Here is a 12,789-nt window from a genome sequence, read left to right as displayed (position 1 = left end):
ATAAAATCAATTATTATATTTATTCTTTAGGTGGCATTAAGGTTGCTTCTCCAGTAATAACTTCTTTTCCATTTTGATTAACACATATTGTTTGCATAATTATTCTATTTTTTTGTTCCTGTTTCTCTTTTACTTCTACAGTAGCTGTAATTGTATCTCCTAATTCAACAGGAGCTACAAAATTCAAGTTTTGAGACAAATAAATAGCACCTGGACCAGGTAATTTAGTCCCTAAGGCAGCAGAAATCAATCCTGCCCCTAACATTCCATGAGCAATTCTACCTTCAAACATTGTATCTTGAGCAAAGTCTTCATTAATATGAGCAGGATTAAAATCACCTGTTATTCCTGCATAATTAACTACATCTGCTTCAGTAATTGTTTTAGTAAAGCTATCCTTTTGACCCACCTCTAACTGATCAATAGTTTTACCTGTTAACATTTTTATTCTCCTTTCTAATTTTCAACTATACTTTCATAATAGTTTTAATGCTTTGATCAAGTTTTTTATTCATTAAAGCCATTTGAAATTCTTCCTCAAAGTCAGATGTAGTACGTAATCCTCTAATAATTAATTTAGTTTCTTTTTTCTTTAAAAAATCAACTAATACCCCTTCTGCAGCTCAACTTTAACATTAGATAAATTTTGGATCTCACTTTTCATCATTAACAAATTTATTACTACGCTTAATTATATCTATATAACCTTTAGTAGGTGGGTCAAATGTTCCCGGATAAACTGCTTTTTTTCCATTAAACTACCCTCCCTCTAAAAGTTATTATTCTATCTATTGTGCCCCCTTTCTTTAAAGATTGATATCTTTTTCACTTTTCACTTATCTATGAATGCAACTATCATGCCAAATAGTATAATACCCCATAAAAAGTCCATAATTACTACTAAATTACTACTAATTAGCAAACTCATCCTTCTTTTTTCCTTTTATTTAAGCTTAAATTGATTTATAATCCTGATTTTGTATAAGATAATCTACATTTTTAAAATAATATCTGATCATAAAAACTATTTGAACCTCTCTTTCCTTTTATAATGGGGATTGATAACAAGTGTATAATTTCACATACATTGATCTATAGTGTATATTTATTTATACATAACCGATAATTTAAAGTAAAAACAAATTAATATTCTCAGAATAAGAATAATCAAAAACTATTTGTAATAAATATATTAATTAAAAAATAGATTCTTAGTTTTTTGTAGGTGATAGCAATGGAAAGATTACTAATTATATTCTTTACCTCATTAGGAGTAGTTTTAGGTGGAGCAATCATTGGTAGTCTAGGAGGTACTTTAAGTAATCAACCTCCTCTTAAAATTATGTTAGAACTAGCAAAAGAAATAAAATTATGGGCAGTTGTAACTGCTATTGGCGGTACTTTTCCTAACTTAAAGCTCTTTGGAGGTGGATTACTAGAGGGTAGATTCTTACTAATCATTAAACAATTCATCTTACTTACCACAGCTTTTTTAGGAGCCCAATTAGGGCTTTGGTTAATCACTGTGCTGACTGGAGGCAATTAAAATGCAAGTTAATTTTTTAGCCTTAACTAAAAAAGAGTTAGTACGTCTGCTAGCTAGCTTTTTATTGGGATTAATTGTCGGAGGGAGTCTAATCAATTTCTGGATTGGTAGTCAACTAGATCAGTTAATTTACGAGAAGAAACAGTTAATTGCTACAATTAACACCCAAGAAACTGAATTAAAACAACTAAAAGAAAGTTTACAAGAAGAAAAAAGAACAGTAGTCCAGGAACTAAAAATTAATATCCAGACTGAGCTAGATAAACATACCAAACAAGAACTCAAAGAAAAACTCTTTGGGATCCTCAATAGTTTGCTAGGTAGAAACATCTCCCAAATAGATGGGCAGCTAATTGCTGAAACTATTAACGACAGAGTTATTATCAGTGAAGAAAAAAGTTACCAAATCCAAGTAACCTGGTTAGTTATTCAACCCCAATCAATAGTTACCGTCCAAGCTAAAGAAAAAGATAATTAAAAATAAGGCAGCCTAAGCTGCCCTAATCTTTATCCTACAAAGTCTTTTATTTTCCCTACTGCCTGTTTAATTTCCTCTTCACTAGTTGCATAAGACATTCTCAAGTACCCCTCTTTGCCAAAGAAAGAGCCGGGAATAGTAGCTACCCCTGCTTCTTGGAGTAACAGATTAGCTAATTCCTGATCAGTCGTTACCTCTTGCCCAGCTAATTCTTGTTTTAAAGCTTCCTTAACATTCACAAAGAGATAAAAAGCTCCAGCTGGCTTCTGAGCTTTAAAACCAGGAATCTGATTTATCCTATCTACAATTAAATTCCTTCGCTGCTGGAAGGACTGTCGCATCTTTTCTGTAGCATCTTGCGGGCCAGATAAAGCAGCTACACTAGCCTGTTGAGCAATTGAGTTAGCACTAGATGTACTATGACTCTGTAAACAAGCCATTGCGTCAATTACCTCTTGCGGGCCAACTGCAAAACCTATCCGCCAACCTGTCATCGCATAAGCCTTAGAAACTCCATCAATAATAACTGTCTGTTGTTTGATTTCTTCGTCTAAAGAAGCAATACTAACTGCTTTTTCTTCATAACTAATCTGCTGATAAATCTCATCAGCAATAATCATAATCTCCTCTTTGACAGCTATCTCAGCTATCTCAGCTAATTCCTGTTGACTATAAATAGCACCAGTTGGATTACTAGGAGTATTCAGAATTAATACTTTAGTCTGCGGAGTAATAGCCTTCTTAAAATCCTGCCCAGTCAACTTAAAATTATTTTCCTCTTTAGTCTCCACTGCTTTAGTCTGGCCCCCTGCTGATTTAATCTGTTGGGGATAACTAACCCAGTAAGGAGCTGGTAGGATAACCTCATCTCCTTCATCTACTAAAGTCTGTAAAGCTAAAAATAAAGCGTACTTAGCTCCAGGAGAAACTATTACCTGGTCGTTAGTATAGCTAACTTGCTTTTGGCTTTTGAATTTATCAACTACAGCAGTTCTTAGCTCCTTAGTCCCGACTGTAGCTGTATAATTGGTAAATCCCGCCCTAATAGCTTCCTGGGCTGCCTCTTTGATATGTACAGGAGTATCAAAATCAGGCTCCCCAGCTCCTAAGCTGATTACATCTTGGCCCTGTTGAGCTAACTCTTTAGCCTGCGCACTAATCCCTAATGTAGGCGAAGCATCAATCTGACTCACTCTCGATGATATCTCCATCTTGCTAACTCCTTTCTTATTAGTTTGTGTCATCACAGGTGACACAGTCATGAGTAGATTTATCATGAAGTGGTCGTGAGACCCGAAAGGTGTGCTATGAGCTATCTGCTAATTCAAAATCTTTAAATTCAAAATCTAGCCTCTTATAATTATTATATTTAATTTAAAGAAGTTGAACTGTGTTTATGATTTTGAATTTGCTCATGACTCATAACTCATAGCTCACGACTATTGATATAATGTGTCACTGACACATTATATCAATTACTTTTATCTTCCTTAATTCTAGTCTTCTTATTTAATGTTTTCTTTCTTAATCTAATGTTTTCGGGAGTTACTTCTACTAACTCATCACTGGATATATACTCCAGAGAATCCTCTAAACTTAGATCAATAGCTGGAGTTAAGACCATAGCTTCATCTGAACCAGAAGCTCTCATATTATCTAACTTCTTGTTTTTACAAATATTAATGTCTAAATCCTGATCTCGAGCATTAGAACCTACAATCATCCCTTCATAAACTTTAGTTCCCGGCTCAACAAAAATATCTCCTCTTTCTTGAGCGGTAAAAATACCATAGCGAGTTACTTCTCCGGCTCTATCTGCTACTATAGACCCAGTATTAGTTTCCGGCAGATCACCACAATAAGCAGCATAATGAGAGAAACTGTGATTGAGTACTCCTTCTCCTTTAGTCTGTGTTACAAATTGAGATCTAAAACCAATCAAACCTCGGGAAGGCACCTCAAAAGTAAGGCGTAATCGACTCTGACTTAAATGGATCATATTCTTCATTTCGCCTTTTCTCTCTCCTAATTGCTCCATTACTACCCCCATAAAGTCTTCAGGAATATCGATAATTGCTTCTTCAATTGGTTCTAGGGTAGTTCCTGCTTCTTCTTTAAAGATTACTTCTGGTTTAGAAACTTGGAATTCATAACCTTCTCGCCGCATCGTCTCAATTAAAATGGCTAGGTGTAACTCTCCTCGACCAGAGACTTTAAAGGTATCGGAGTCTAATTCATCTACTCTTAAAGCTACATTTTTTTCTAATTCTTTCATTAATCTATCTTTTAACTGTCTAGAAGTTACAAAATCTCCTTCCTGGCCAGACATTGGACTATCATTAGTCAGGAAGTTCATGCTTACTGTTGGTTCTTCTATTTCAATAAAGGGCAGTGGCTCTGGATTTTCTGGATCAGCAATTGTCTCCCCAATATCGATTCCTTCCATCCCAGCAATAGCTACAATATCTCCTACTTTAGCTGATTCAATCTCTTTTCTACCTAAGCCCTGATAGGAATACATTTTACTAATCCTTCGTTGTTCTTGGGAACCATCTCTTTTACAAATAGTTACTTCCTCTCCTGTTTGTAGTTGGCCACGATTGATCTTTCCTAAAGCCATCCGGCCTACATAATCATTATATTCAATAGTAGTCACTACTGTTTGTAAAGGCTGATCTACTTCTCCCTGGGGAGCAGGGATTTCTTCTACAATCTTCTTAAATAAAGGTTCTAAATTATCATTATCAGAAGTTAACTCCTCTCTAGCATAACCCTCTAGAGCAGAAGCATAAACTACTGGAAATTCTATCTGTTCTTCTGTAGCTCCTAAATCAATAAATAGATCCAGTACCTGATCCACTACCTCCGCTGGTCTAGCTTCTTCTCGATCAATCTTATTAACTACTACTACCGGTTTTAAATCCAACTCCAAAGCTTTAGTCAAAACAAATTTAGTCTGGGGCATTGGCCCTTCAAAAGCATCCACTACTAGTAATACACCATCAACCATCTTCAAAATACGTTCTACTTCCCCACCAAAATCAGCATGGCCTGGCGTATCAACAATATTTATCTTAGTATCATTATAATTAACAGCTGTATTCTTTGATAAAATAGTAATTCCTCGTTCTCGTTCTAAATCATTAGTATCCATTACTCTCTCTTGAACTTGTTGCTTAGAATGAAAAACATCACTCTGTTTTAACATCCCATCTACTAAAGTTGTCTTACCATGGTCTACGTGAGCAATAATTGCTATATTCCGAATATCATCTCTAACTATCATATATTTCCTCCTTATTTTATAACAAAATTCCAAATTAAGATTATAACATATTATAGCTCTTGTCAATTATGATTCCAAAAAGAGATTATTTTATAATTTAACTAATTTCCGCTTTTGCTCAGTAAAAGTAGCAATCTCTGTATATCCTATTTCTAATAATAAATCTCTTACCAGAGCTAAATTCTCTCCTACTCGCTCTGCACTATGAGCATCAGACCCTAAAGTTACCTTAACTCCTACTTCATAAGCTGCTTCTAAGATTTTACGACTAGGATATATCTCTTCTACTGGCTTATTGAGTCCATTAGTATTCACTTCAATTACTAAATCTTGTTCAGCTATCGTCTTTAGTACCGGCCTAACAATCTCTAAAACATCAGTTTCAGGCCTATAACCAAAAACTTTAATTAAATCTAAGTGACCTAAGATTTGATATAAGCCAGATTCAGCAGCCTGGGCAACATAAGAAAAATACTTTTTATATAGCTCAGTTAAATCCCAATTGTAATAGTACTCCTGATAATCAGGATGATCAAACATCCAATCATCTAAATAATGAATAGAACCAATCACATAATCCAACTCAAACTGACTTAAAAAATCAGCAATTTCCTCCTCTTGGCCAGGAGTATAATCCATCTCAATCCCTCTTTTGACTTTAAGTTCTGGAAATTCTTGGGCTACATCTGTAACCAATTCAAAATCAAATTCTTCATAATAACGATTATGATCAGTAAAACCTAGCTCGGTTAGATTATTAGCTACTGCCTGCTCCAAAAACTCTCTAATTTCCTCAGCTCTCCCAGTTCGATCCTGATGCCCTAATAAATGAGTATGATAATCTACTAACATCTTTTCACTCCTCAACTAATTTAAAATTAACAATTAACAGTTGACAGTTAAGTTCAAATAATAATTAATTTTGATTTTGTCTTTTAATTCTCAATTCTCAATTCTCAATCATCAATTAATTTAACCTTGACTTGGCGAGTTCTTGGCCCATCAAATTCAGCCAAATAAATCCCTTGCCAAGTTCCTAAATCTAATTGACCATCATTAATAATCACCTGTTCGGAACTACCTAATAAACTTGCTTTTAAGTGAGCAGCTGAATTCCCTTCTAAATGTTGATAATTATCCTGCCAAGGAATCAAATCAGCCAACTTAGCTAGCATATCTTGTTGAACTGTTGGATCAGCATTCTCATTAATTGTTACTGCTGCTGTAGTATGCGGAATAAAGACTGTACAAACCCCAGTCTCCACTCCAGCTTGATTAATATTTTTTTGCATTCGAGATGTAATATCAATTAGTTGAGCCTGTTGGTCAGTCTGTATCCTATACTCTCGTAACATGGTATCACCTCAACTATTAGATATTCTAACTTAAATAAGTAATTCCTGCTTGACAAATTAGCTTTTAATAATTAAAACCAAGGATACAAATAACGCTGCTCCTAATAACATAACACTTAGATACATATCCTTCCCTCCTAGCTGTAGGATATAGGTTACAGGAAGAAGAAAGTCTCCTTCCTGTACTTTTTACCCTTGACCTTTTCCCTCGATCTTGCCCTTAACCTCAGTCTCGACCTTGGCCTCAACCTTAACCTTGACCTATTAAGTCTGCTCTCCTGGTCTACAATCAGGGATTTCTTCTTCGTCACATTGTTTACTACCATGTAATCTATCTCTAGTATATAATTTACGATCTACATACTCAGTATGGAGTAATTGCTGTGATTTCTCTCCATGTGGCTTACCTAAAAATTGATCATAGAGCTGTTCTACATAAGGATTTGTATGGGATCTTCTATGTTCTTTATCTTCATCAGCTTGGAATAATCCTTCTGCTCGTTTAACATAATCTTCTCCCATCCGACTCCAACTATCATATCCAGCATAAACTGGTTGGCCACCTCCACCAACACAACCGCCATTAGGACAAGCCATTACCTCTACAAAATCATATTCTCGTTCTCCATTCTGTAATCTATGGATTAAACGTCTAGCATTACCAGTTCCTCTAGCAACTGCTGCTTTGATTACTCGCCCATCATCTAACTCAATCTCACCTTCTTTAAAGTCTTTACCACGCACTTCTTCTAGTTCTACTTTATCTAGCTCTTCTCCCGTTATCTTTTCGTAAACTGTACGTAACGTAGCTTCACAAACTCCCCCTGTAGAACCAAAGATAACTCCTGCTCCCGAAGCATAACCCATTGGTTCATCATATTCTTCTTGAGGCATATTCTTTAGATCCAATCCTGCTTCTTTAATCATCTCAGCCAATTCACGAGTAGTAAGATTAAGATCCACATCTCTATCCTGTCCACTATCATTCATTTCTGGGCGAGCTGCTTCATATTTTTTAGCTACACAAGGCATCACTGAAACAGAAAAGATATTTTCCGGATCGATATCGGCTTGCTCAGCATAATAAGTCTTTACTAAAGCCCCAAATACCTGTTGAGGTGATTTGCAGGAGGATAAATGAGGAATTAACTCTGGATAGAAGTTCTCACAAAATTTAACCCAACCAGGACAACAAGAAGTAAATTGCGGTAATCGCTCATCACTTTCTAATCTTTCTAACAGTTCATGACCTTCTTCCATCACCACTACATCAGCCCCAAAACAATCATCAAATACCTTATCAAATCCTAATCTCTTCAAAGCAGCTACTAGCTCTCCAGTTACTAAGCTACCAGTCTCCATCCCAAATGATTCACCAATAGTTACTCGAATAGCAGGTGCTGTCTGAATCACAACATGCTGGTCTGGATCATTTAAAGCATTCCAAACCTGCTGTTTATTATCTTTAGTATGTAAAGCACCAGTTGGACAAACTAAAATACACTGTCCACAAGCAATACAAGGAGTATCTAATAGACTATCACTAAAAGCAGGACCAGCAACTGCTGGGAAACCTCGCTCTAATACATCATAGATATGTACTTCCTGGATATTATCACAGACTCTAATACATCTTCTACAATTAATACATTTACTAGGTTCTCTAACTAAAGCAGGAGATAAATCATCAACTGGATATTCATTCTTTTCTCCTTGGAAAGGTATTTCCCGAATCCCAAATCTATCTGCTATAGATTGTAGTTCACAGTTTTGATTAGCCTCACAAGTTAAACAATCGAAAGGATGATCGGATAATAATAATTCTACTGCAGTCTTGCGAGCATTTAAAACTTCAGGTGTATTAGTTCTGACTACCAAACCATCCTTTACCTTGTATTCGCAAGAAGGCTGTAATCCAGTTTCTCCTTCTACATCTACTACACAGACTCGACAAGCAGCTGGCTCATTAACTCCTTCCAGATAACATAACGTAGGAATCTCAATTCCTAACTTTTTAGCAGCATCAAGTACCTTCGATCCCTCTTCTACTTCAACTTCCTGTTCATCTACTGTTACAGTTACCATCTCGTAACCTCCCTTAAAATAATGGTCCCCAGTTATGCTTGAGAAATAGCATCTACAGGACATACTTCAGCACATTTTCCACACGCTATACAAGTTTTTGGATCAATTCTATACCCTTTCTCTTCATCTCCACTAATAGCATCTACAGGGCATACCTCAGCACATTTTCCACACGCTATAGAAGTATCTTGATCAATTTCATATTTAGCTAAACCGTCACAAACTCCTGTTGGACAATACTTATCCTCTACATGGGCCAAATACTCATCCCTGAAATTTTTCAGTGTACTTAAAACAGGATTAGGAGCAGATTTACAAAGACCACATAAAGCTGTCTTTTTAATTTGCTGGGCCAACTCCTCTAACAAATCCAAATCTGCCTTACTTCCTTCTCCGGCTGTAATCCTATTTAGTATTTCTAACATCCGCTTAGTACCAATTCTGCCAGGAGCACATTTGCCACAGGCTTCATCTTGAGTAAAGTCTAGATAAAATCGGGCTACATCAACCATACAATTTGTCTCGTCGAGAATAATCAATCCCCCTGACCCCATCATAGAACCTTCTTCTACTAAAGTGTCATAATCTAGAGAAATATCAAGCTTATCCGGCGGTAAACAACCACCTGATGGTCCTCCAGTTTGAGCCGCTTTAAACTCCTTACCCTCGGGAATACCGCCTCCTAAATCAAAAACTAATTCTCGCAAACTAGTCCCCATTGGTACTTCAATCAATCCTATATTATTGATATCTCCTGCTAGCGCAAACACTTTAGTTCCCGCACTATCCTCAGTTCCAAATTGATTATACCACTCGCCTCCCTGAACAATAATAATCGGAATATTAGCTAACGTTTCTACATTATTAATTAATGTTGGTTGGCTCCATAATCCACTCTGAGCGGGAAAAGGAGGTTTAGCTTGCGGGTCACCCCGATATCCTTCTACTGAAGTAATTAAAGCTGTTTCCTCCCCACAGACAAAAGCTCCTGCTCCAATCTTAACCTCTAAATCAAAATCAAATCCACTATCTAGAATATTCTCTCCTAACATTCCTGCTTTTCTAGCATTTTTAATAGCTTCTTGTAATCTCTCTACAGCTAAAGGATACTCAGCTCGGACATAAGCATATCCTTGATTAGCTCCAATAGCATAAGCTCCAATAGTTAAACCTTCAATCACACTATACGGATCCCCTTCTAAAATACTCCGATCCATAAAAGCTCCTGGATCTCCTTCATCAGCATTACAGATAATATACTTTGGGGTTTCTTGATTTTCAGCCGTTAATTCCCACTTCACTCCGGTAGGAAAACCGCCTCCACCTCGACCACGTAGCTTAGATTTCTTAATCTCAGCAATTACATCCTGCGGTTCCATCTCCGTTAAAACCTTCTCTAAAGCTACATACCCATCATTAGATTTATAATCAGCAATCTCTACCGGATCTATTTGCCCACAATTACGAAGAGCAATCCTGTTTTGATACTCATAAAAATCAATTGATTGGTATTCCGCAATCTTTTCTTCTGTCTTAGGATCTACATATAATAGATCTTCTATAATTTCCCCATCTTTAAGGTGTTGATTAACAATTTTAGTAGTATCTTCTACCTCTACTTGACAGTAAAAAATCTCTTCTTGGTTATCTGCAGAACAGACTACAACAATTGGCCCTTGATCACAAAACCCAAAACAACCAGTCTGAATTACTCTAGTCTGACTAGCAAGATCAACTGCTTCTAGTTCCTCTATTAAGGAACGATAAATCTCCGGGCCAACTGAAGAATTACAACTTGTCCCGTCACATACTAATAATTTATATTTATTTTCCATACTCCACCACCTTCTTATTGATACTGCTGTAGTATATCAGGAATATCCTCTACCTCAACTCCACCGTGGATATCCTCGTTAACCACAATTACTGGAGCTCGACCACAAGCTCCTATACACCGAGTAGTCTCTAAACCAAACTCCCCATCTTCACTTACTTCCCCAGGCTCAATATCTAACTCCGCCCCAAACTTATCTAAAACTTCCTGCGCTCCTTTCACATAACAAGCAGTCCCCATACAGACTTCTACTGTATAATCTGCCCGCGCAGTAGTCGAAAAAAGAGAATAAAAACTAACTACACTATATATCTCGCTTAAAGGAATTCCTAATTCTTCTGCTATTCTAACTTGTACATCTCGAGATACATGACCAAATATCTGTTGCGCTTGATGAAGAATATTAACTATATTTCGATCATTCTCTGCTCTTGCTTCCTCTAATACATCCTGTAATTTACTATAATTCTCTCTTTCTTCCTGACTAGCAAATTCATCTTCCGAAGTCTGGACTTCTGTAGTTGTCATACTGCCACCTCATTTATAGATAATTTATAAACTCATCACTATTATTAGTGCCAACTACTATTTTTATGCCCTAAAAAGAAAAAAGATGGGAAATTAATCCCATCAACTTCTTAAGCAGTATTAAGTTTGAGTTTGAAACTGAAACTTATATATTCTCCAATTCTGACCGCAACTTTAGTAGCGCCTGGTCTTTATTCTTACACTCTAACATAACAATGAAATCTTGCTCTGTAATCTCCTTGACTCTAGTCACAAACTCTTTAAAATCTTGAGGATTGATATTAGCAGCATGACTAGTATATTTTTCTTCACTTCGGGGCGAAGAAAAATGTAGTTTAGGTTTCACACCTTGCCAAGTAGCAAATATTCGGGGCAATAACTCTGCTAAAGATTCCTCTTCACTATGATTACAATTAAAATGGTGCATATCAAAGACCATTGGAATCTCTAAGTCCTCTGCAATTTCTAAAACTTCCGCAGCACGATAAGAAGTATCATCATTCTCAATTACTAACCTATCCTGAATATCAGTTGACAATCGCCTAAAATTATCCTTAAATCTAACTATAGCCTCTTCTTTATTACCATAGACCCCACCAATATGTAAAACTAACTTATAACTAGGATCTAAATTCATAGCCTGTAATAATTGCGAGTGATACTCCAAATCAGCAATTGCTCTTTCTACTACATCCTCCTTATTACTATTTAGTACTGTATATTGACCAGGATGCATACTAACTCGTAAGTTATTACCTTTAATAAAGTCTCCGATCTCGGCTAGTTTATCCTGTCCTGCACTAATATAATCCCAACCATCAGTCACAGGATGAGTAGCAAAGGGAACAATATCTGAAGATAAACGATATACTTTAATCTCTTTTGCTAGATTAAATTGGAGAATGCGCAGAGTATTAGCCAGATTCTCCTCTAACAGAGAATTTAATTTAGCTAATTTTTCTTCGGGATCTAACTTTTTTAGATAACCTACTGTAGTTCCCCGATTAGGTTTACAATCCTCCAGACTACAGTTTAAACAAGCATAACCTAATTCCATACTAAAGATTCAACCTACCTTTCTAGATAAACATAAGCCTCCTGGGTGTCCCAGGAGGCTTATGTTTATTCAGCTGTACAATCGCACAATGTCCAAAAAACTCTGTTCGGTGATATTTTACTTCGCCATCTATTCGGTCAGCCACCATCTGATTTAAAGATTGGTCAACTTCAAGTTCAACATCAAGTACTGCTCCACATTCTAAACAAGTAAAGTGATAATGATTTTCTGGGTTACCATCAAACCGACTATAATCACTACCATAATTCAATTCTTGGATCTTACCCATTTCCTGAAGTACATTTAAATTCCGATAGATAGTACCTAAACTAATATTCGGGATCTCTTTCTTCACTTCTTTATAAATCCAATCAGCCGTCGGATGACAAGTCGTCCCCTTCAGAACTTCCAAAATCTTCTTCCGTTGCTTAGTCATTCTACGCTGTTTGTGGCTCACTTTTCTCATCCCTTTAATGATAATAATTATTTTTTCCTTCAGTATACCATTAATCAAGACAACTGTCAAAAAACCACTCTTAACAAGGATAATAATAACTATTATTAAATAACTAATAATAGAAAGATAAATATTAGTTCATACTACATTTAGGAGGGACAAT

12 protein-coding genes and 1 pseudogene are annotated in these 12,789 nt (G+C 36.1%); 2 read left to right on the top strand and 11 right to left on the bottom strand.

The features are described 5' to 3' along the window. Positions 1-19: 19 nt before the first annotated feature. Together ACYQ3D_RS09695 and coaD are read right to left on the bottom strand one after the other, a co-directional pair. Complete coding sequence (locus ACYQ3D_RS09695) at positions 20-442, bottom strand: MaoC family dehydratase (RefSeq protein ID WP_459838158.1); 423 nt, start codon at positions 440-442, stop codon at positions 20-22. A gap of 37 nt (positions 443-479) precedes the next feature. After that, positions 480-643, bottom strand: a pseudogene (gene coaD, locus ACYQ3D_RS09690) (pantetheine-phosphate adenylyltransferase); the annotation flags it as partial. A 591-nt stretch (positions 644-1,234) separates the two neighbouring features. Here coaD and ACYQ3D_RS09685 point away from each other — a divergent pair. Beyond that, on the top strand, positions 1,235-1,546 hold the full coding sequence (locus ACYQ3D_RS09685; RefSeq protein ID WP_459838157.1) for a YtrH family sporulation protein: 312 nt from the start codon (positions 1,235-1,237) through the stop codon (positions 1,544-1,546). A gap of 1 nt (position 1,547) precedes the next feature. Continuing rightward, on the top strand, positions 1,548-2,024 hold the full coding sequence (locus ACYQ3D_RS09680; protein ID WP_459838156.1) for a sporulation membrane protein YtrI: 477 nt from the start codon (positions 1,548-1,550) through the stop codon (positions 2,022-2,024). Positions 2,025-2,053: 29 nt separating this feature from the next. Here the strand turns inward: ACYQ3D_RS09680 and ACYQ3D_RS09675 are convergent, their stop codons facing one another. From ACYQ3D_RS09675 to ACYQ3D_RS09635, 9 genes are all read right to left on the bottom strand, one after another. Next, positions 2,054-3,235, bottom strand: a complete 1,182-nt coding sequence (locus tag ACYQ3D_RS09675; RefSeq protein ID WP_459838155.1) for a pyridoxal phosphate-dependent aminotransferase — start codon at positions 3,233-3,235, stop codon at positions 2,054-2,056. Between the two features lie 260 nt (positions 3,236-3,495). Further along, entirely contained in the window at positions 3,496-5,310 is a 1,815-nt protein-coding gene (typA, locus tag ACYQ3D_RS09670) for a translational GTPase TypA (protein WP_459838154.1), read from the bottom strand. A 90-nt stretch (positions 5,311-5,400) separates the two neighbouring features. After that, positions 5,401-6,162: a histidinol-phosphatase HisJ family protein gene (locus ACYQ3D_RS09665; protein ID WP_459838153.1), complete on the bottom strand. Its 762-nt coding sequence runs from the start codon at positions 6,160-6,162 to the stop codon at positions 5,401-5,403. 104 nt (positions 6,163-6,266) lie between these two features. After that, on the bottom strand, positions 6,267-6,665 hold the full coding sequence (locus tag ACYQ3D_RS09660; RefSeq protein WP_459838152.1) for a secondary thiamine-phosphate synthase enzyme YjbQ: 399 nt from the start codon (positions 6,663-6,665) through the stop codon (positions 6,267-6,269). 264 nt (positions 6,666-6,929) lie between these two features. Further along, positions 6,930-8,750 (bottom strand): NADH-dependent [FeFe] hydrogenase, group A6, encoded by a 1,821-nt coding sequence (locus ACYQ3D_RS09655; protein WP_459838151.1) that lies wholly within the window; start codon positions 8,748-8,750, stop codon positions 6,930-6,932. A gap of 32 nt (positions 8,751-8,782) precedes the next feature. Then, positions 8,783-10,585, bottom strand: coding sequence for an NADH-ubiquinone oxidoreductase-F iron-sulfur binding region domain-containing protein (locus ACYQ3D_RS09650; RefSeq protein WP_459838150.1), 1,803 nt, complete (start codon positions 10,583-10,585; stop codon positions 8,783-8,785). Between the two features lie 14 nt (positions 10,586-10,599). Then, positions 10,600-11,112, bottom strand: coding sequence for an NADH-quinone oxidoreductase subunit NuoE family protein (locus tag ACYQ3D_RS09645; protein WP_459838149.1), 513 nt, complete (start codon positions 11,110-11,112; stop codon positions 10,600-10,602). 145 nt (positions 11,113-11,257) lie between these two features. Next, positions 11,258-12,169, bottom strand: coding sequence for a UV DNA damage repair endonuclease UvsE (uvsE, locus tag ACYQ3D_RS09640; RefSeq protein ID WP_459838148.1), 912 nt, complete (start codon positions 12,167-12,169; stop codon positions 11,258-11,260). A 22-nt stretch (positions 12,170-12,191) separates the two neighbouring features. Next, a complete protein-coding gene (locus ACYQ3D_RS09635; protein ID WP_459838163.1) occupies positions 12,192-12,635 on the bottom strand; it encodes a Fur family transcriptional regulator in 444 nt (147 codons plus the stop codon). Positions 12,636-12,789: the final 154 nt, after the last annotated feature.

It is taken from the genome of Halanaerobaculum tunisiense, assembly GCF_054657635.1.
This window is presented reverse-complemented; position numbering and strand designations above follow the sequence as displayed.

What these genes read in the sequence shown, in the direction of transcription:
- ACYQ3D_RS09695 (WP_459838158.1), bottom strand. Translation starts at nt 442, where the DNA reads ATGTTAACAGGTAAAACTATTGATCAGTTAGAGGTGGGTCAAAAGGAT.
- ACYQ3D_RS09685 (WP_459838157.1), top strand. Translation starts at nt 1,235, where the DNA reads ATGGAAAGATTACTAATTATATTCTTTACCTCATTAGGAGTAGTTTTA.
- ACYQ3D_RS09680 (WP_459838156.1), top strand. Translation starts at nt 1,548, where the DNA reads ATGCAAGTTAATTTTTTAGCCTTAACTAAAAAAGAGTTAGTACGTCTG.
- ACYQ3D_RS09675 (WP_459838155.1), bottom strand. Translation starts at nt 3,235, where the DNA reads ATGGAGATATCATCGAGAGTGAGTCAGATTGATGCTTCGCCTACATTA.
- typA (WP_459838154.1), bottom strand. Translation starts at nt 5,310, where the DNA reads ATGATAGTTAGAGATGATATTCGGAATATAGCAATTATTGCTCACGTA.
- ACYQ3D_RS09665 (WP_459838153.1), bottom strand. Translation starts at nt 6,162, where the DNA reads ATGTTAGTAGATTATCATACTCATTTATTAGGGCATCAGGATCGAACT.
- ACYQ3D_RS09660 (WP_459838152.1), bottom strand. Translation starts at nt 6,665, where the DNA reads ATGTTACGAGAGTATAGGATACAGACTGACCAACAGGCTCAACTAATT.
- ACYQ3D_RS09655 (WP_459838151.1), bottom strand. Translation starts at nt 8,750, where the DNA reads ATGGTAACTGTAACAGTAGATGAACAGGAAGTTGAAGTAGAAGAGGGA.
- ACYQ3D_RS09650 (WP_459838150.1), bottom strand. Translation starts at nt 10,585, where the DNA reads ATGGAAAATAAATATAAATTATTAGTATGTGACGGGACAAGTTGTAAT.
- ACYQ3D_RS09645 (WP_459838149.1), bottom strand. Translation starts at nt 11,112, where the DNA reads ATGACAACTACAGAAGTCCAGACTTCGGAAGATGAATTTGCTAGTCAG.
- uvsE (WP_459838148.1), bottom strand. Translation starts at nt 12,169, where the DNA reads ATGGAATTAGGTTATGCTTGTTTAAACTGTAGTCTGGAGGATTGTAAA.
- ACYQ3D_RS09635 (WP_459838163.1), bottom strand. Translation starts at nt 12,635, where the DNA reads ATGAGAAAAGTGAGCCACAAACAGCGTAGAATGACTAAGCAACGGAAG.